The following is an 18410-nucleotide window of genomic DNA, read 5'->3' on the forward strand; positions in this document are numbered from 1 at the left end:
GCAATCTGCTGAAGGAGAAGCCACCATGCCCGAGTACAAAGCTCCCCTGCGCGACATGCGCTTTCTGATCGACCACGTCTTTGACTTCCACACTCAGTACGCGGCCCTCGGCGCCCACGACGCCAGCCCGGACATGATCAACGCGATCCTCGACGAGGGCGCGAAGTTCTGTGAGAACGTTCTGGCACCGCTCAATCGCAGCGGTGACGAAGAAGGCTGCCATTTCGACAATGGCGTGGTGACAACGCCTACAGGCTTCAAGCAGGCCTTCGCACAATACGTGGAAGGTGGCTGGCACGGTCTGGCGGCAGATCCGGCTTACGGCGGCCAGGGCCTGCCAAGTTCGCTGGGGCTGGTGATCAGCGAAATGGTCGCCTCCAGCAACACCTCGTGGGGCATGTACCCGGGCCTGACCCACGGCGCCATGTCGGCGATCCACGCCCACGGCACCGAAGAACAGAAAAACACCTATCTGCGCAAACTCACCGCCGGTCAGTGGACCGGCACCATGTGCCTGACCGAAGCCCATTGCGGCACCGACCTGGGCATCATCAAGACCCGCGCCGTTCCACAAGCCGACGGCAGTTATGCGGTCACCGGCAGCAAGATTTTCATCTCCGCCGGCGAGCACGACATGAGTGACAACATCATTCATCTGGTGTTGGCCAAACTGCCGGACGCCCCGGCCGGGACTAAGGGGATTTCGCTGTTCATCGTGCCGAAATTCCTCCCGAATGCAGCCGGCGAGGCGGGGGAACGCAACGGCGTTTCCTGCGGCTCGATCGAGCACAAGATGGGCATCAAGGCTTCGGCCACGTGCGTGCTGAACTTCGACGACGCCAAAGGCTTCCTGATCGGCGAGCCGAACAAAGGCCTGAACTGCATGTTCACCATGATGAACCACGCACGGCTCGGCACCGGGATGCAGGGCCTGTGTCTGGGCGAAGCGAGTTTCCAGGGCGCAATCAAATACGCCAACGACCGCTTGCAGATGCGTGCCCTGACCGGCGCCAAAGCCCCGGACAAACCGGCCGACCCGATCATCGTCCACCCGGACGTGCGCCGTATGCTGCTGACCATGAAAGCCTTCAATGAAGGCAACCGCGCGCTGACCTATTTCACCGCGCAAATGCTTGATGTCGCGCACCTGAGCCCGGACGCCGAGGCGCGTCAGGAGGCGGAAGACCTGTTGGCGTTCCTGACGCCGATCTGCAAAGCGTTCATGACCGACACCGGGCTGGAAGTGACCAACCACGGCATGCAGGTGTTCGGTGGCCACGGATTTATCCGCGAGTGGGGCATGGAACAACTGGTTCGCGATTGCCGGATCGCGCCGATCTACGAAGGCACCAACGGCATTCAGGCGCTGGATCTGCTCGGGCGCAAAGTGCTGGGCAGTCAGGGCAAGCTGCTGCGCAACTTCACCAAAATCGTCCACAAGTTCTGCGCCGCCAATACCGGGCATTCGCAACTGGGTGAGTTTGTTGCGCAGCTCGATGGCCTCAATCAACAGTGGGGCGAGCTGACCATGAAGGTCGGCATGGCCGCGATGAAAAACCCGGATGAAGTCGGCGCCGCGTCGGTGGATTACCTGATGTACAGCGGCTACATCGTTCTCGGCTACTTGTGGTTGCGCATGGCGCTGGTTGCCCAGGCGCAACTGGAGTCGGGCGAGGGTGATGGCGATTTCTGCCAGGGCAAACTGGCGACGTGCGAGTTTTACTTCAAGCGTCTGTTGCCGCGTACCGCGGCGCATCGTTCGGCGATCGAGGCGGGCAGCGATTGCCTGATGAAACTGCCGGCGCAGTTGTTCGCGCTGTAACACGCCCCTGTTAAACAAAAGAGCCCGCTGATTGCGGGCTTCTTTATGGTTGGTTGCTGGTGACTAAAAATAACAAATCAGTCACCGCCTGACCCTATGTGTCGCAAAAGTTGTTGGGTTACACTCCAGCTCAACGAAAACACCCTTCCACGAATCACCTGTTTAGATCTTTGCGAGGTTTGCCATGGCTGACTACAAAGCGCCGCTGCGCGATATGCGCTTCGTCCTCAATGAAGTGTTCGAAGTCGCCAAACTCTGGGCCGAACTGCCGGCCCTGGCCGAGACCGTGGACGCGGAAACCGTTGAAGCCATTCTCGAAGAGGCCGGCAAGGTCACCAGCAAAAGCATCGCACCCCTGAGCCGCGCGGCCGACGAAGAAGGCTGCCACTGGGCCGATGGTGCCGTCACCACGCCGGCCGGTTTCCCACAGGCCTATCAGACTTATGCCGAAGGTGGCTGGGTCGGCGTTGGCGGTGATCCGGCCTACGGCGGCATGGGCATGCCCAAAGCCGTGTCGGCCCAGGTCGAAGAGATGGTCAACTCCGCCAGCCTGTCCTTCGGTCTGTACCCGATGCTGACCGCCGGCGCCTGCCTGTCGATCAACGCCCACGCCAGCGAAGAGCTGAAAGCCGCTTACCTGCCGAACATGTACGCCGGTGTCTGGGCCGGTTCCATGTGCCTGACCGAACCGCATGCCGGCACCGACCTGGGCATCATCCGCACCAAGGCCGAGCCTCAGGCCGACGGTTCCTACAAGGTCAGCGGCACCAAGATCTTCATCACCGGCGGTGAGCACGACCTGACCGAAAACATCATCCACCTGGTGCTGGCCAAGCTGCCGGACGCACCGGCGGGGCCGAAGGGCATTTCGCTGTTCCTGGTGCCGAAGTTCATGGTCAATGCCGATGGCAGCCTGGGCGCGCGCAACCCGGCGAACTGCGGTTCGATCGAGCACAAGATGGGCATCCAGGCCTCCGCTACCTGCGTGATGAACTTCGACGAAGCCGTGGGTTACCTGGTCGGCGAGCCGAACAAGGGCCTGGCCGCGATGTTCACCATGATGAACTACGAGCGTCTGGGTGTCGGTATCCAGGGCCTGGCCACCGGCGAGCGCTCGTACCAGAACGCCATCGAATACGCCCGCGACCGCCTGCAAAGCCGTTCGCCGACTGGCGCGCAGAACAAGGACAAGGTGGCCGACCCGATCATCGTCCACCCGGACGTGCGTCGCATGTTGCTGACCATGAAAGCCTCGAACGAAGGCGGCCGTGCGTTCTCCACCTACGTGGCAATGCAACTCGATACCGCCAAGTTCAGCGAAGACGCCGCCACCCGCAAACGTGCGGAAGATCTGGTTGCGCTGCTGACGCCAGTGGCCAAGGCGTTCCTGACCGATCTGGGTCTGGAAACCACTGTCCATGGCCAGCAGATCTTCGGCGGCCACGGTTACATCCGCGAGTGGGGCCAGGAGCAACTGGTACGTGACGTGCGCATCACGCAGATCTACGAAGGCACCAACGGCATTCAGGCGCTGGACCTGGTGGGTCGCAAGATCGTCGGCAGCGGCGGCGCGTTCTACAAACTGTTTGCCGACGAGATCCGTCATTTCACTGCGACTGCCAGTGCCGATCTGGGCGAGTTCACCAAGCCGCTGAATGACGCCGTCGACACCCTCGACGAGCTGACCTCGTGGCTGCTGGACCGGGCGAAAACCAACCCGAACGAAATCGGCGCGGCATCGGTCGAGTATCTGCAAGCGTTCGGCTACACCGCTTATGCCTACATGTGGGCACTGATGGCCAAGGCATCGCTGGGCAAAGAAGCGCAGGACGATTTCTACGCGAGCAAACTCGGCACGGCGCGGTTCTATTTCGCCCGTCTGCTGCCGCGGATTCACTCGTTGAGCGCGTCGGTCAAGGCCGGCAGCGAGTCGCTGTTCCTGCTGGATGCTGCGCAGTTTTGATGATGTAACGTCATGTAAGCGATCTCTTACATGACGTGCTGCTGTTCTCCCATAGGCGTAGATTGGATCCAGAGCTAATCTACTTTCCATGGACGTCGCGCAGGAAGCGCAAAGCAACAACACGGACACGTAGGATTCTGCCAGGGTGGCGGAGTGAAATGGATGTCAGGGAAACAGTCTGCAAAGCCCCGCTTCGGCGGGGTTTTCTTATGCCCGCAGAAAAGTTTTCAGCTCAGCGCGTCCAGCGGCGGCGCCCCTTTCAGCGGTTTGTCCTCACGCTGCATCACCTCTTCCAGCAACGTTCGCAGCAAGGCCAATGGCGCCTGCTGGCGCTGGACATCGCGACACACCAGCCCGACCTTCAACGGCACGCGTGGCTCACTCAACGGTTTCCACAGCAGATCCTGATCGTCGTATTCCTTTTGCGAACGACCGGGCAGCACCGTCGCCAGACGGGTGTGCGGCAGGCTGTCGAGAATCCCCACCATATTGTTCAGTTCGGCCTGCACTTGCGGGCGTCGCCCGAGGCTGGCCAGTTGCGCCTGCCAGATCTGGCGGATCTGGAATTCTTCCCCCAGCAACAACATCGGCAATTCAGCGGCCTGACTCATCGAGACTTTCTTGAATTCCCGCAGCGGATGATCCGCCGGGATGACCAGCGTCAGTTCATCTTCGTACAACATCACGCCGTGCAGCCCCGGCTGGCGTGGCGGCAGATAGCTGATGCCGATGTCCAGCGAGCCATTAAGCAAACGCCGCTCAATCTCAAGCCCCGTCAGTTCATAAATCTGCACGACCAGATGCGGCTGGGCCTTGCGCACCCGCTCAAGCATCTGAGGCACCAGGCTGGTGTGCACGGTTTGCAGTACACCAATCGCCAATGTGCGCAGTGCCTGACCCTTGAAGTTGCCGAGCGCCTCGCGCGCACGCTGCATGCCGTCGAGCAGTGGCAGGGCGTGGTTGTACAAGGTGTGGGCGGCGAGGGTCGGCAGCAGGCGTTTGCTGCTGCGTTCGAACAGCGTGACGTCGAGATTCTGTTCCAGATGGCGAATCTGCTGGGACAGGGCGGGCTGAGAGATCGACAGGCGCTCGGCGGCGCGTCCGACGTGACCTTCTTCGTAGACCGCGACGAAATAACGCAGTTGTTTGAAATCCATAAGTAACACTTATCGAAAATGCTGGGAAATCGAAATGGCTCGACGCCGTGAACCGGCCTAGTCTAACCGCATTCACAAGGCTTACAGGGCCGGAAAGCGCAATGACCAGCGTTTGTTTTAAAAGTGTTTACATAGGCAGTTCAAAAAATCTCGACCGAGGTTTTTTTCAATGAATCTGTTCAGTTTGCGGCGCCAGACGCCGAGCCTCGATGACCTGGCTTTTGAAACCCATGAGTCGGATGCCGCTGATGGCCTGAATGCCGAACGTCTGATGCCCAGCGTCGAGCGCCCGCAGCAGGTATTCGTTCGCGGCCAAGGCTCTTGGCTATGGGACAGCAATGACCGCGCCTACCTGGATTTTTCCCAGGCCGGTGGTGCCAACAGCCTCGGGCATAGCCCTTCGGCACTGGTCAAGGCCATCGCCAGCCAGGCCCAGGCCCTGATCAATCCCGGCTTCAACCTGCACAATCGCGGCATGCTCAGCCTCGCCGAGCGCTTGTGCGCCAGTACTGCCAGCGATCAGGCCTACCTGCTCAACAGTGGCAGTGAAGCTTGTGAAGCGGCGATCAAACTGGCGCGCAAATGGGGCCAGCTGCATCGCGGCGGCGCCTCGCGGATCATTGTCGCCAGACAGGGCTGTCACGGACGTAGTCTGGCGACGATTTCGGCGTCGGACAGTTGCAACCTGCACAACCGCTTCGCACCGTTGCTGCCGGGTTTCGATCTGGTGCCGTTCAATGATCTGCCGGCGCTGCACGCGGCGGTCGATGCGCAGACCGTGGCAATCATGCTCGAACCGATCCAGAGCGATGCCGGAGTAATCCCGGCGACCGAGCATTATCTCAAGGGTGTCGAACGCTTGTGCCGTGAGCTGGGGATTCTGCTGATTCTCGACGAGGTTCAAACCGGCATCGGCCGCTGCGGCACCTTGCTCGCCGAACAATCCTACGGCGTGCGCGCCGATATCGTCGTGCTCGGCAAAGGCCTCGGCGGTGGCGTGCCACTGGCTGCATTGCTGGCGCGAGGCAAGGCCTGCTGTTTCGATTCCGGCGAGTTGGGCGGTACTCATCACGGCAACGCGTTGATGACCGCCGCCGGCCTGGTGGTACTCGACAGCGTGCAGGATCGCGCCTTCCTCGAACAGATCCGGGACAACGGCCAGCATCTGCGCGAAGGGCTCGCCCGTCTGGCCCATCGTTATGAACATGGCGAGTTGCGCGGGCAAGGGCTGTTCTGGGGACTGACCCTGTCGGAAGACTCCGCCGAGGCCGTGGTCAAAGCCGCGCTGCATGAAGGTTTGCTGCTCAACGCCCCACAAGCCGACTGCCTGCGCTTCACCCCGGCGCTCAACGTCAGCAAGGCCAACATCGACGAAATGCTCCTGCGCCTGGCCCGCGCCTTCTCCCGGGTACGCACCGCGCAACTGCAATGCCGCAAAGGGATTGCCGTCTGAGTTGAAATTTCCCACCCGAATTCAAGAACCGTCTCGCGGTATAACGCACGCCCCACGCCTGATTCTTTTGGCGTGGGGCGTTTTTTTGTGGCCGGGTAATGGCGATCAGATGGCGAGATTGCGGTTTGCACTGAACCCTGACAAACGGCACAGGTCGATTAGCTTGTATGGCTCAGGTGAGCCAACCCCCAATCAGGAGCTGCCCCATGGACTTTATCCGCATCATCATCGCCATTCTGTTGCCGCCACTGGGTGTGTTTCTGCAGGTCGGGTTCGGCGGCGCGTTCTGGCTGAACATTCTGCTGACGTTGTGCGGTTACATCCCGGGGATCGTGCACGCGGTGTACATCATCGCCAAGCGCTGAGTCTCAGTCCGTCAAACCCATCACTCGCCGGTAGAACCGCCATTCCTGCTCCAGCGCATGGGCCTGGTTGGCGGCCCGGCGGAAGCCGTGACGTTCATCGGCGTAGTAATGCGCTTCGACTTCAATGGCGTTTTGCTCCAGGGCCGCGACCATGTCGCGGGTCTGTTGCGGCACGACCACGGCGTCCAGTTCGCCTTGGAAGAAAATCACCGGTACGCGAATGTTGCCTGCGTGCAGCAACGGCGTGCGGGCGGCGTAGCGTTCGGCATCTTTATCGGGATCGCCGATCAGCCAGTCCAGATAATCGCCTTCAAACTTGTGCGTCGCGCGGCCGAGGGCTACCGGGTCACTGACGCCATAAAGGCTGGCGCCAGCGCGGAACACTTGATGGAATGCCAGTGCACACAGCGTGGTGTAACCACCGGCGCTGCCGCCACGGATGAATGCACGATCACCGTCGATCATGCCGCGATCATTGAGATAAGCCACGACCGCACACGCGTCCTCGACATCCACCGCGCCCCAACTCAGATGCAGCGCCTGTCGATACTTCCGGCCATAACCGCTGCTGCCTCGGTAGTTGAGGTCGGCGACGGCAAAGCCGCGTTGCGTCCAGTACTGGATGCGCGGATCCAGCATCGGGTAGCAGGCCGACGTTGGACCGCCGTGAATAAACACCACCAGCGGCGGCTTCAAATCGCCATTCGTGGCCGGGTAAAAGAAACCGTGGGCCTCACCCGAACCGCTAGGGTAGCGCAGGGTTTGCGGGCGGCTGATGCGCTCCGCTGGCAGCGGTGCGACACCGCCGGCCAGGACATTCACTTCACGCGATTTGCGATCAATGGCGATCACCGCTGAAGGGCTGATCGGTGACGCAGCAATGCAGTAAATGAATTGATCATCGACAGCCAGATGACGGAAGCGGCTGTAGTCGCCGGTGAAGTCTTCGCCGTTGAGCGCCAGACGACCGAAACCGCCTTCGCTCCAACTTGTCAGGAATGCTTCATCTGTGGGCAACCAGGTGCAACCGCCAAGTTGCCATGGAGCCGGCGCGTGATCGGCTTCGGCGCTAGCTAACGGTTGCAAGCCGTTTGCCGACGCGACCCACGGTTGCCAATACCCAGCACGATCGGTCAGGCAGCCCAGTCGGCCATTGGCATCGAAACGCGGTTGCTGGATCGACTCTTCAAACGCTTCACCCGCCACACAACGCGGAGCGGAAAATCCATTGGACGAGCGCTCAGCGAGCATCAGTCGGGTGGACGTCCACGGCTGATGCGGGCGGCTCCACTCGATCCATGCCAGGCGTTGGCCGTCCGGGCTGATGATCGGCGATGCGTAAAAATCCGCGCCTTCGACCAGCAAATGGCGGTCGCCCTTCGCCAGATCGATAGCCACCAACCGATGGCAATCACCGTTCTCTTCAACAGCCAGCACCTGCCCATCGGCAAAATGCAGATCACCATATCGGCATTCCCCGGACGTCAAGGCCACGGGCTCGCCGTCCAGCGTCTGTCGGTACAGTTGCTGATCCGCCTCGTTAACGAAAACCACCCCGTCAGGCGTCAGACAAAACGCCCCACCGCCATATTCGTACACCCGGCTACGCACGCTGAAACCCGCAGGCGTCAGACATTTCGCCGCGCCATCGCGCCAGTGCCAGATCCGGCAGGCGGCGTCGGTCGGGCGATATTCATTCCAGAACAAACCATGGGCGCCAAGTTGCAGCTCGGCGAAGTCCACGCCGGCAGCAACCGCGGCGGTGGCGCTGAAAGGCTCAGCCTTTGGCGATGAGGCGCGAGTTTCGTTCATTGCGAAAGGCCAGTTGTTCGATGGTCTGGGTGGCGTGCTCGGCTTCTTCGCGGGCTTTGAGGATCACGCCGTGATGTTCGGACTTGCTGCACACCGGATCGGCATTGCTGGCATCGCCGGTGAGCATGAACGCCTGGCAGCGGCAGCCGCCGAAATCCTGCTCTTTTTCGTCGCAGGAGCGGCACGGCTCGGGCATCCAGTCATAGCCGCGAAAGCGGTTGAAGCCGAACGAGTCGTACCAGATGTGCTGCATGCTGTGGTCGCGCACATTGGGAAATTGTACCGGCAGCTGTCGGGCGCCATGACAGGGCAGGGCGGTGCCGTCCGGTGTGACTGTCAGAAACAGACTGCCCCAGCCATTCATGCAGGCTTTCGGGCGCTCTTCGTAATAGTCCGGGGTGACGAAAATCAGCTTGCACGGATGCCCTTCAGCTTCCAGTTTGGCGCGGTATTCGTTGGTGATGCGTTCGGCGCGAACCAGTTGCTCTTTGGTCGGCAACAGGCCGACACGGTTGAGCTGTGCCCAGCCGTAGAACTGGCATGTGGCGAGTTCGACGAAGTCGGCCTCAAGCGCGATGCACAGCTCGATGATGCGGTCGATCTTGTCGATGTTGTGCCGATGGGTGACGAAGTTCAGCACCATCGGATAGCCGTGGGCCTTCACGGCGCGGGCCATTTCCAGTTTCTGCGCGAAGGCTTTTTTCGAGCCGGCGAGCAGGTTGTTCACTTGCTCGTCGCTGGCCTGGAAACTGATCTGGATGTGATCGAGCCCGGCCTTCTTGAAGTCGCTGATCTTCTGCTCGGTCAGGCCGATGCCGGAGGTGATCAGGTTGGTGTAGAAGCCCAACTGACGCGCTTCGCGGATCAGCTCGGCGAGGTCCTGGCGTACCAGCGGTTCGCCGCCGGAGAAGCCCAGTTGCGCCGCGCCCATCTCCCGCGCCTCGCGAAATACCTTGATCCACTGCTCGGTGCTCAGCTCTTTGCCCTGCTCGGCGAAATCCAGCGGATTGGAGCAGTAGGGGCATTGCAGCGGGCAGCGGTAAGTCAGCTCGGCGAGCAGCCACAGCGGCAGGCCGATTTCCGGTTTGGCCGGGACTTGCACCGATGACTCAGGCAAGTTCGATCCAGTGCTGCGCACGGGCAACCTCCATGAATTGCTCGATGTCGTCACCGAGCTCGGGCACGCCGGGGAACTGTCTGTCGAGTTCGGCGATGATCGCCGCGACATCCCGTTCACCGTCAATCAGGCCGCCGATCAGCGCGGCACTTTCATTGAGTTTGATCATGCCTTCCGGGTACAGCAGCACGTGGCCTTTCTGGGCCGGTTCGTACTGGAAACGGTAGCCGGGACGCCAGGTCGGGGTCTTGCTGCGGTCGAAACTCATAAGGCGATTCCTTTATGCCAGACCCGTTGATCGGTGACGCTGTGATACGGCGGGCGGTTCAGTTCGTAGGCCATGCTCATGGCATCGAGCATGCTCCAAAGGATGTCCAGTTTGAACTGGAGAATTTCCAGCATGCGCTCCTGACCTTCGCGGGTCTTGTAGTGCTCCAGCGTAATCGCCAGACCATGCTCGACATCGCGCCGGGCCTGACCGAGACGGGTGCGGAAATATTCGTAGCCGGCCGGGTCGATCCACGGGTAATGCTGCGGCCAGCTGTCGAGACGCGACTGGTGGATCTGCGGCGCGAACAGCTCGGTCAGCGAGCTGCTGGCGGCTTCCTGCCAACTGGCGCGGCGGGCGAAGTTGACGTAGGCATCGACGGCGAAGCGCACGCCGGGCAGCACCAGTTCCTGGGAACGCAATTGATCCGGGTCGAGACCGACGGCCTGGCCGAGACGCAGCCAGGCTTCGATGCCGCCGTCTTCGCCTGGGGCGCCGTCGTGGTCGAGCAGGCGCTGAATCCACTCGCGGCGAATCTCGCGATCCGGGCAGTTGGCGAGGATCGCTGCGTCTTTCAGGGGGATGTTCACCTGATAGTAGAAGCGGTTGGCGACCCAGCCCTGGATCTGCTCGCGGGTGGCCCGGCCTTCATACATCGCCACGTGATACGGGTGATAAATATGGTAATAGGCGCCCTTGGCGCGCAGGGCCGCTTCGAATTCGGCGGGGGACAGCGGGGTGTCGGTCATTGCGGTTCTCCGGGCCATTCGTTACAGGACGATGCTCATGCCGTCATACGCCACTTCAACATTGCGCCGAACCAGTTCCGCGCGCTCCGGGGAGTCTTCGTCGAGAATCGGGTTGGTGTTGTTGATGTGGATAAGCACTTTGCGCTGCTCGGGAAGCTGTTCCAGCACTTCGAGCATGCCGCCGGGGCCGTTCTGCGCCAGGTGGCCCATTTCGCGGCCGGTGCGGGTGCCGACGCCACGACGCTGCATTTCATCGTCGTCCCACATTGTCCCGTCTACCAGCACGCAGTCACTGCCGGCCATGATTTCCAGCAGCGGCGCGTCGACCTTGCCCAAACCCGGCGCGTAGAACAGTTTGCCGCCGGTGCTGAGGTCTTCGACGATCAGGCCGATGTTGTCGCCCGGGTGCGGGTCGAAGCGGTGCGGTGAGTAGGGCGGTGCCGCGCTACGCAGTGGCAGCGGAGTGAAGCGCAGGTTCGGGCACGCAGCGACGGTGAAGCTCTGGTCGAGTTCGATGCGGTTCCAGTCCAGCCCGCCGTTCCAGTGTTTGAGCATGGTGAACAGCGGGAAACCGGTGCTCAAGTCTTCGTGGACCATGTCCGTGCACCAGACCTGATGCGGGCAACCTTCGCGCAGGCTGAGCAGGCCGGTGGTGTGGTCGATCTGGCTGTCCATCAGGATGATCGCGCTGATGCCGGTATCACGCAGGGCACGGCCCGGCTGCATCGGGGCGAAGCTCTGAAGCTGCGCGCGGATGTCCGGCGAGGCGTTGCACAGCACCCAGTTCACGCCGTCATCGGAAATGGCGATGGACGATTGGGTACGGGCCTGGGCATTCAGGCTGCCGTCGCGAAAACCGGCACAATTGACGCAGTTGCAGTTCCACTGCGGAAAACCGCCACCGGCGGCCGAACCCAGAATCTGGACGAACATGAACGCTCCATCATTTCAACGCTGAAAATAAAACGCCCCGGCGAGCCGAGGCGTTGCACTGCAGTGTTCTGCTTGAGGCAGGACTCAGCGGCTGGCGAAGTACATGGTGACTTCGAAGCCGATGCGCAGGTCGGTGTAAGCAGGTTTGGTCCAAGCCATCGGATGACTCCTTTTTCAGGTGGGTGAGATAGCGCTATCCATAGGTATAGTCCACGGCAGCGCAGGGATGTTCCAAATAGTTAGGTGGCTATGTTACTCAAAATTTCAGGAGGTTGGCCCGTGAATCTTTGAGAAAGCTCCTTGCAGCCCCGGTAATGATCATTTTGCCGCTTGCCACGGCGCGCCCGGCGAAGGGCTGTTGGCGAGGCCGTGCCAGCCGCCTTCGGCGCGGATCAGACGTTGTGCGGCGGCCAGCAATGCCGGGCGATCCAGTTGAGCGATGGCGCCGCGCAGCTGGGCCAGATAATCCGACGAGTGGCCGGGGAGTCGGGCCTGCCACAGGAGTTCGGCAGCGTCTTTGCAGGACAGGGCGCTGTCATAGAACTGATCGGCAAGCGTCTGGCGTTGCTGATTGAGGCTGGCGTCATCCAGCTGTTCGACAAGGGCTGGCAGGCCATCGAGAAATTTTTGAATGTGGCCGAGCAATTGCGCGGCGGTGGCCGTGGGCGATTGCACACCGAACAGCAATCCGGTCTGACCGTGGAGCTGACGCAGGCCGCTGAACACTGCGTAGCCGAGTTGCAGTTCGACTCGCAGGCGTTGGTAGAAAGGTGACTGGCACAGGTGCGCGAGCAGGCGCCACGCGGCTTCGTCGGCGATTTCGTGGCTGGCGGTCGGGCAGAACAGCAGCAAGGCGTGTTCGCTGGACGCGCTGTCGATCTGACTCCACTGGAATCCGGCGTGGATTGCCGACGGTGGGGGAATTTGATTGTCCGGGATGCCGGGGATGCGACTCAGGGCCAGACCCATGGCGGACTGGGTGTGTGGGCTTAACCCCAAAGCCAGACCGTCCCAGCGGGAAGTTGTCCACAGGTGCGCGGCGTCATCGGATTCACTTACCGCTGGCAGGCACTGTTCGGGCAGTACTTTGAGCAGTTGGCGAATCGGTATCAGCGCAGGTTGCGGCTCGCCTTTCGCGGAATCGACGCCCACTTGTGTCAGAGATTTCAGCGCGTGCTCCAGCACAACGGGCAGCGTGTCCTGCAGGCCGATGAGTTTGAGCAGCCACTGATTACCCGAGGTGCTGAACGACAATTCGACCCCGGCCTGACGCGCGTCGTCAGAAACCTCCCGCAGACTGCGTTGCAGTTTCGCTTGCAGCTCGGCCGTGGCCGCTGCTTCCGTCTGCCAGCGAACATACACCGCACCTTCGTCACCGTTATCCGGCTGCGTCTGGCTGAATTGCATCGGCGAGCGTTCGCGGCGGCTGCGCGAGCGATCCTGAGCGAACGTGCGCAGGCCACGGTGGGCGCTGGTCTGGCCGCGGATCAGGCCGGCGTTGGCCAGCGGTTCGGCTGAGCGCAGGAACGGATTGGCAGTGGGTAGATGCCAGTGACTGCTGAAGTTATCCACAGTGCCGATTTTGCCGAGAATTTCTTTGAGTGCCGCAACGGACGATTCGGAGATTTCATTCTCGAGTTGTTCGCTGTCGAGTCGGGCCAACTGCAATGCACCGCTGACCTGCTGCTGTCGTTCAAGCAGTGTTGCATACTCCTGACGCAACGCCGGCCAGTCCTGCTGCGCTGCGAAGAAGCTCAACCAGTCGAAAAACTGTGCGCGGATGGCGTCGAGTGACCCGGATTCCGCAGTGAACTGAAGATGTAGCAAAGCCTGCCCAGTAAATTGATAAGGCACACAGGCCTGCAAACTCTCCACCAGACCCAGCTGCCGCAAATGCGTGAGCAACCCGCGGGGTTTGGCGCTGTTCAACCAGTGGCAGAGAAACGCCAGTGCTTCGGCCGAGAATTCCGGCAAATCCTCCAACGCAAACAGCAGATTGCCGTGCCGCTCGCCAGCCTGTTGATAACTTTCCTTTGCGTTGTCCATCAAGCGAACGGGGTCTGCCTGTGCCGTTTTATCCCCAGGCGTCAGCGTGGCGGCAAACTGTTCGGCCAGCGTGCGCAGCTCTTCAACACTCTGCGGCCCGACCAGACTCAGGATCATCTGCCCGGTACGGTAAAACTGCTGATGAAAGTCTTCCAACGCCTGCTGAAAATCCGCTAGTTCTACCGGCAAGCTCTCGCGGCTCCCGGCATGAAAGCCGCGCAACGGATGCGCTGCCGACAATCCCTCAAACAGCGCCTCTTTCTGCTGAGCCGCAGCATCCTGCGACCACGCGACAAACTCCGCCTGCAACACTTCCCGTTCCCGCAACTGATCGTCCGGACTCATACGCGGACGGGCTAGCATGTCTGACAGACGCTCCAGTCCACCGCTGAAGGACGCTGGCGGCAACTCAAAGAAGAAATCGGTGGTGCGCTCACGGGTGCTGGCATTCACCTGGCCGCCGTGACCTTGCACGTAGGCCATCAGCCCTTGGCTTGCAGGAAAACGCTCGGTGCCGAGAAACAGCAAATGCTCAAGGAAATGCGCCAGTCCCGGCCACGCCAACGGTACGTCATGGCTACCGGCAGCCACTCGCAACGCGGCGGCGCTGCGCTTCAGGCCGGGCACGTGACGCAGGGTCACGCGCAAGCCGTTGGCCAGGGTTTCGGTGTGGGGGCGGGGGTGAGTCGGCGCAGGCATGGGCACTTCCAGAACAGTGAAGTGCCAATGCTAGCGGATTAGCGCTTGTTGAGCGCGTCGTAAAGTTCGGGGCGGCGGTCGTTGAAGTAGCGGTTGGCGCTGCGCGAGTCGACCATCAACTGGCGATTCAGCTCTCCGACGATCAAAGCTTCGTCCAGTCCGGCCTGGGCGATGCGGCTGCCATCCGGCGCGGCAATGCTGCTTTGTCCGCAGTAATGAATGTCGCCTTCGTGGCCGCAGTAGTTGGCGTAAGCCACGTAGCACTGGTTTTCGAAGGCGCGGGAGCGCACGGAAACATCGGCAATGAAATCGAATGGAATCATGTTCGCGGTCGGCACCAGAATCAGCTCGGCGCCTTCTAGGGCCAGGCGCCGGGCGTTCTCCGGGAACTCCAGGTCGTAGCAGATCAGAAAGCCGAGCTTCCAACCGTTGAGCTCGACGATGGGAAACTCGCCATCGCCGGGGCTGAACATCGAACGGTCCAGGTCGCCGAACAGATGGGTCTTGCGGTAATTGCACAGGCGCTCGCCGCTTGAATCGATCAACTGCACGGCGTTGTAGATCTGTCCTTCGGCGGTGCGCTCAGGGTAACCGTAGAGAATCGCCAGACCGGCTGCCTTGGCGATTCGTCCGACTTGCTGCGCCCACTCACCGTTGTAGACCTCGGCCAATGTCGCGACTGCCTCCTTGCCGATGTTGTAGCCGGTCAGGAACATCTCCGGCACCACCAGCAGGTCGGCGCCTTTGGCCTCCATCGCCAGTTGTTGCAGGCGCTGAAGGTTGGCAGCAGGTTCCAGTGGCAGCGGTGGACATTGGTAAAGGGCTACACGCATCAGGTATTCCTCTTACTCGGGCAGGGCGATCGGGCCGATGTCGTTGAACACATCACCCGGGCCGGGGTTCTCTTTATGTGTGGACCCACCGAAGTGCTTCATGATTCCCCACACCGCATTGAGCGAGGTTTGTACTGCGCCTTCGACCCAGGCGGGCGTCCACGAAACGTCGTCGCCGGCGATGAAAATCCCGCGCTGCTCCGGCGGCATGTCGTCCTGCATGAAGTGCGCGTACATGCGCTGGTTGTAGCGATAGTGGCCGGGCAGGGCGCCCTTGAATGCGCCGAGGAAGTGCGGGTCGGCTTCCCACGATACGGTGATCGGATCGCCGATGATCCGCGCGGCGATGTCGACTTTCGGGTAGATCTTCTTCAGCGCATCCAGCGCCAGTTTCACGCGTTTTTCCACCGGGTGCGGAAGCATCTTCAGCGCGTCGCTCATCCACGAGTACGAGAGACAGATCACGCCCGGCTTGTCGTCGCCGTTGTCGAACAGATAGGTGCCACGGGTCAGGCGATCGGTGAGGGTCATGCTCATCAGGTCGCGGCCGGTTTCCGGATCCTTGTCCTTCCAGAACGGGCGGTCGACCATCACGAAGGTCTTCGACGATTGCATGTAGCGAGTGCGGTCCAGGGCCATCCACATCTTCTGCGAGAACAGGCTTTCATCGCATTCGATCTGGGTGGTCAGCAGCCAGCTCTGGCAGGTGGTCAGTACGGCCGCGTACTCGCGGGTGTCGCCGTTGTTGTCGGTGACCGCGAAACGTCCGTCAGGGGCGTGGGCAATTTTCTTCACCCCGGAACGTGGCGCGCCGTGGTGCAGCGATTTCAAGCTGGTACCTTGCGGCCAGTGAACGCAGCGTTCCGGCGCATGACGCCAGATGCCTTGCGGCACTTGTTCCACGCCGCCGACCACCAGATGCTGGTGATCGTCGCAGTTGGTCATCACCACGCGGAAGATTTCCAGCATCGAATTGGGGAAGTCCGAGTCCCAGCCGCCGGTGCCGAAACCGACCTGACCGAACACTTCGCGGTGATGGAACGACAATTTGGCGAAGGCTTTTGACGTGGCGACGAAATCGTAGAAGGTGCGGTCGTCCCACAGCGGAACCAGAGTGTTCCACAGCTCTTTGAGGCGCGGCACATCGCGGTCGCGAATCGCTTGCTGGATATCGGAGAACTGCGAACCGGCCTCCAGAGCGTCAGCCCAGGCGTCCGCCACTTCCTGAAACAATGCAGGAAGATCCTTCAGGCTCTGTGCGTAATGGGTTTTGCCTTCCAGGTCGATCACGGTGCTGCCGGAGGCCGGCGTCAACGGGTTGGGGAAGGGCTTGGTTTCCAGCCCGAGTTTGTCGACATAGTGATAGAACGCGGTGGACGACACCGGGAAGCGCATGCCGCCGAGCTCGGCGACGATGCCGTCAGTGCCGTTGAACGCTTGCGAACGCAGACGGCCACCGAGCTTCGATGCCTCATACACGACTGGCTTCAAGCCGAGTTTCATCAGCTCATAAGCCGCCACCAGACCGGCGATGCCGGCCCCGACGATCGCCACTTCGGCACCGTGGTTGTGCTCGGGGATGCTGCCCAGGCCGGCCGGGTGTTCGATCCAGTCGTCGAAGGCGAAAGGAAAGTCCGGGCCGAAAATGGTGATCGGTTTCTTACCGTCTGCAGGATGGCGATTGTTCTTGTTCATGACTGACCTTGCTGGCGACCCGACGCTGGATGCGCGTCTGAGTATAGGAAAAGATGCCAGCCATTCTAGGGAGCGTAGAACACGTTAATAAGACGCAAAGTGTCGTCGTTTTGAGTGCATATGCTGCAATCTGACGATCCTGTTGGTCAGACTGGATGCCCGCGATCAATCTTGCTGCTGAGGATGATCGACGTCGTGGTCTTCTCCACACCGTCTACGCTGCCGATCTGATCGAGAAGCTGATCGAGCTGTTCCGGCGAATCGGTGCGCAACCACGCCACATAATCAAACTCGCCACTTACCGCGCACAGCTGCTGTACCTGAGCCATCGCGCTCAACCGCCGCAACACTTCTTTACCAGAGCGCGGCTGCACTTTGATCCCGACGTAAGCCTGCAAGCCGCCATCCACCACACGCTGGCCCAAACGCACGCCGTAGCCGGTGATGACCTTGGCCTTTTCCAACCGAGCCAGCCGCGAAGTCACGGTCGTGCGAGCGATCCCCAATTGCCTGGCCAGCATCGCCACGCTTTCGCGGGCGTTGATTTGCAGGGCAGCGATCAGCTGGCGGTCGATTTCATCGAGCACGGGTGGGCGGATGTCGGGCAAGGGCAGGCTCCAGCGGTACGGATCAATGGGGTCGCATGTTACAGGCTCGCCACGCGAGGCGCTTGTGAGCGCTGATTGAGCGGCGGGGGATTAGGCAGTCATCGGATCGGGGATTTTGCTGAAACAAAAGAACAGACAAATGATTTGACTTGCCTGCTGCCTTTATCAAAAATGGCCTCAAGAGCGCGAAATCTGCTGCCTTGCAGGGCTCCAGCAGACGTAGGTACCTCAGCGATGCTGCAACATCGGTGTAAGGTGAGACCTCTTCATCCCATTTCCTGAGGATGCCAATATCAGGATTCAAATATTCAAGGGGAGCCAACAGGCTCCCCTTTTTGTTTGTCCTGAAGAACGTATCTCTTGTAGAGAAGTTCGCCCTGGCGGTGCTTGTTCATCGCTCTTGCCGGGGCATGCATGAAGTTCCACAGGACGTGTCCGTGCCTGACATCTACCACCACGAGCATGTCATTCTTTGCCTCGTAGGCATTGATGAAGGCCATGCGGTATCCGCCGTTGTCATACAGCACTCTCCATATTTCAAACGGTCCCGTCAGCGTATCAATCGCATGCCGAACGTAGCGCTCTCGTGAGTCAGCGCGTTTTTCGACGATGTGGGCAAGTTTGTCCCTCATGACCGCAACGTTTCCGATCGGGGTGAGGATGGTGACTGCGAGCAACGCTTCATCGATGAATCCGAAGTGAGCCAGGAGAATTCTGAGGGCTCCTTGCGCATCGTCTGCTCTTTTCACTTCATCAATTGCGGCTGAGCGAAGCTCCCTGGCCAGCGTACGCAGGTCGGGCAGAGCTAAGTCGATCCATGTTTGTTGGCCACTAGATTCTTTTATCAGTGGCGCAGCATTCACGAGCATGAAAGTAATCCCTGGCGAACA

The 18410-nt window shown here is 60.8% G+C and carries 16 protein-coding genes; 4 read left to right on the top strand and 12 right to left on the bottom strand.

Features of this window, described 5'->3' with window-relative positions; genetic code table 11:
• Positions 1 to 25 precede the first annotated feature (25 nt).
• Together M5G18_RS22725 and M5G18_RS22730 are read left to right on the top strand one after the other, a co-directional pair.
• Positions 26 to 1822, top strand: a complete 1797-nt coding sequence (locus tag M5G18_RS22725; protein WP_273896297.1) for an acyl-CoA dehydrogenase C-terminal domain-containing protein — start codon at positions 26 to 28, stop codon at positions 1820 to 1822.
• A 184-nt stretch (positions 1823 to 2006) separates the two neighbouring features.
• A complete protein-coding gene (locus M5G18_RS22730) occupies positions 2007 to 3785 on the top strand; it encodes an acyl-CoA dehydrogenase C-terminal domain-containing protein (protein WP_102685698.1) in 1779 nt (592 codons plus the stop codon).
• A 227-nt stretch (positions 3786 to 4012) separates the two neighbouring features.
• Here the strand turns inward: M5G18_RS22730 and M5G18_RS22735 are convergent, their stop codons facing one another.
• Complete coding sequence (locus M5G18_RS22735) at positions 4013 to 4942, bottom strand: LysR family transcriptional regulator (protein WP_064380308.1); 930 nt, start codon at positions 4940 to 4942, stop codon at positions 4013 to 4015.
• A 169-nt stretch (positions 4943 to 5111) separates the two neighbouring features.
• Here M5G18_RS22735 and M5G18_RS22740 point away from each other — a divergent pair, with 169 nt between their 5' ends.
• Together M5G18_RS22740 and M5G18_RS22745 are read left to right on the top strand one after the other, a co-directional pair.
• A complete protein-coding gene (locus tag M5G18_RS22740; RefSeq protein ID WP_273896298.1) occupies positions 5112 to 6395 on the top strand; it encodes an aspartate aminotransferase family protein in 1284 nt (427 codons plus the stop codon).
• Positions 6396 to 6601: 206 nt separating this feature from the next.
• Positions 6602 to 6760, top strand: a complete 159-nt coding sequence (locus M5G18_RS22745; protein ID WP_003228885.1) for a YqaE/Pmp3 family membrane protein — start codon at positions 6602 to 6604, stop codon at positions 6758 to 6760.
• A 3-nt stretch (positions 6761 to 6763) separates the two neighbouring features.
• Here the strand turns inward: M5G18_RS22745 and M5G18_RS22750 are convergent, their stop codons facing one another.
• The 11 genes from M5G18_RS22750 to M5G18_RS22800 form a co-directional block, all read right to left on the bottom strand.
• Complete coding sequence (locus M5G18_RS22750; protein ID WP_273896299.1) at positions 6764 to 8572, bottom strand: S9 family peptidase; 1809 nt, start codon at positions 8570 to 8572, stop codon at positions 6764 to 6766.
• Positions 8538 to 9674: a pyrroloquinoline quinone biosynthesis protein PqqE gene (gene pqqE, locus M5G18_RS22755; RefSeq protein WP_371807421.1), complete on the bottom strand. Its 1137-nt coding sequence runs from the start codon at positions 9672 to 9674 to the stop codon at positions 8538 to 8540. The genes M5G18_RS22750 and pqqE overlap by 35 nt, the downstream gene beginning before the upstream one ends.
• A gap of 7 nt (positions 9675 to 9681) precedes the next feature.
• Complete coding sequence (pqqD, locus tag M5G18_RS22760; protein WP_007959876.1) at positions 9682 to 9957, bottom strand: pyrroloquinoline quinone biosynthesis peptide chaperone PqqD; 276 nt, start codon at positions 9955 to 9957, stop codon at positions 9682 to 9684.
• Positions 9954 to 10706, bottom strand: coding sequence for a pyrroloquinoline-quinone synthase PqqC (gene pqqC / locus M5G18_RS22765; RefSeq protein WP_166223334.1), 753 nt, complete (start codon positions 10704 to 10706; stop codon positions 9954 to 9956). The genes pqqD and pqqC overlap by 4 nt, the downstream gene beginning before the upstream one ends.
• A gap of 21 nt (positions 10707 to 10727) precedes the next feature.
• The gene (gene pqqB, locus M5G18_RS22770) at positions 10728 to 11639 is read right to left on the bottom strand and encodes a pyrroloquinoline quinone biosynthesis protein PqqB (RefSeq protein WP_007959878.1); all 912 of its coding nucleotides are present in this window, start codon (positions 11637 to 11639) and stop codon (positions 10728 to 10730) included.
• Between the two features lie 84 nt (positions 11640 to 11723).
• On the bottom strand, positions 11724 to 11798 hold the full coding sequence (gene pqqA / locus M5G18_RS22775; RefSeq protein WP_003444522.1) for a pyrroloquinoline quinone precursor peptide PqqA: 75 nt from the start codon (positions 11796 to 11798) through the stop codon (positions 11724 to 11726).
• Positions 11799 to 11957: 159 nt separating this feature from the next.
• On the bottom strand, positions 11958 to 14384 hold the full coding sequence (pqqF, locus tag M5G18_RS22780) for a pyrroloquinoline quinone biosynthesis protein PqqF (RefSeq protein WP_273896300.1): 2427 nt from the start codon (positions 14382 to 14384) through the stop codon (positions 11958 to 11960).
• Between the two features lie 38 nt (positions 14385 to 14422).
• Positions 14423 to 15217, bottom strand: a complete 795-nt coding sequence (locus M5G18_RS22785; protein WP_273896301.1) for a carbon-nitrogen hydrolase family protein — start codon at positions 15215 to 15217, stop codon at positions 14423 to 14425.
• Positions 15218 to 15229: 12 nt separating this feature from the next.
• A complete protein-coding gene (locus M5G18_RS22790) occupies positions 15230 to 16912 on the bottom strand; it encodes a flavin monoamine oxidase family protein (protein WP_230733872.1) in 1683 nt (560 codons plus the stop codon).
• Positions 16913 to 17058: 146 nt separating this feature from the next.
• Positions 17059 to 17520: an Lrp/AsnC family transcriptional regulator gene (locus M5G18_RS22795; protein WP_007959884.1), complete on the bottom strand. Its 462-nt coding sequence runs from the start codon at positions 17518 to 17520 to the stop codon at positions 17059 to 17061.
• 308 nt (positions 17521 to 17828) lie between these two features.
• Complete coding sequence (locus tag M5G18_RS22800) at positions 17829 to 18389, bottom strand: PBECR2 nuclease fold domain-containing protein (protein WP_273896302.1); 561 nt, start codon at positions 18387 to 18389, stop codon at positions 17829 to 17831.
• Between the last annotated feature and the right edge of the window lie 21 nt (positions 18390 to 18410).

It is taken from the genome of Pseudomonas aphyarum, assembly GCF_028657055.1.
GTDB lineage: Bacteria > Pseudomonadota > Gammaproteobacteria > Pseudomonadales > Pseudomonadaceae > Aquipseudomonas > Aquipseudomonas aphyarum.

What these genes read in the sequence shown, in the direction of transcription:
- M5G18_RS22725 (WP_273896297.1), top strand. Translation starts at nt 26, where the DNA reads ATGCCCGAGTACAAAGCTCCCCTGCGCGACATGCGCTTTCTGATCGAC.
- M5G18_RS22730 (WP_102685698.1), top strand. Translation starts at nt 2,007, where the DNA reads ATGGCTGACTACAAAGCGCCGCTGCGCGATATGCGCTTCGTCCTCAAT.
- M5G18_RS22735 (WP_064380308.1), bottom strand. Translation starts at nt 4,942, where the DNA reads ATGGATTTCAAACAACTGCGTTATTTCGTCGCGGTCTACGAAGAAGGT.
- M5G18_RS22740 (WP_273896298.1), top strand. Translation starts at nt 5,112, where the DNA reads ATGAATCTGTTCAGTTTGCGGCGCCAGACGCCGAGCCTCGATGACCTG.
- M5G18_RS22745 (WP_003228885.1), top strand. Translation starts at nt 6,602, where the DNA reads ATGGACTTTATCCGCATCATCATCGCCATTCTGTTGCCGCCACTGGGT.
- M5G18_RS22750 (WP_273896299.1), bottom strand. Translation starts at nt 8,572, where the DNA reads ATGAACGAAACTCGCGCCTCATCGCCAAAGGCTGAGCCTTTCAGCGCC.
- pqqD (WP_007959876.1), bottom strand. Translation starts at nt 9,957, where the DNA reads ATGAGTTTCGACCGCAGCAAGACCCCGACCTGGCGTCCCGGCTACCGT.
- pqqC (WP_166223334.1), bottom strand. Translation starts at nt 10,706, where the DNA reads ATGACCGACACCCCGCTGTCCCCCGCCGAATTCGAAGCGGCCCTGCGC.
- pqqB (WP_007959878.1), bottom strand. Translation starts at nt 11,639, where the DNA reads ATGTTCGTCCAGATTCTGGGTTCGGCCGCCGGTGGCGGTTTTCCGCAG.
- pqqF (WP_273896300.1), bottom strand. Translation starts at nt 14,384, where the DNA reads ATGCCTGCGCCGACTCACCCCCGCCCCCACACCGAAACCCTGGCCAAC.
- M5G18_RS22785 (WP_273896301.1), bottom strand. Translation starts at nt 15,217, where the DNA reads ATGCGTGTAGCCCTTTACCAATGTCCACCGCTGCCACTGGAACCTGCT.
- M5G18_RS22790 (WP_230733872.1), bottom strand. Translation starts at nt 16,912, where the DNA reads ATGAACAAGAACAATCGCCATCCTGCAGACGGTAAGAAACCGATCACC.
- M5G18_RS22800 (WP_273896302.1), bottom strand. Translation starts at nt 18,389, where the DNA reads ATGCTCGTGAATGCTGCGCCACTGATAAAAGAATCTAGTGGCCAACAA.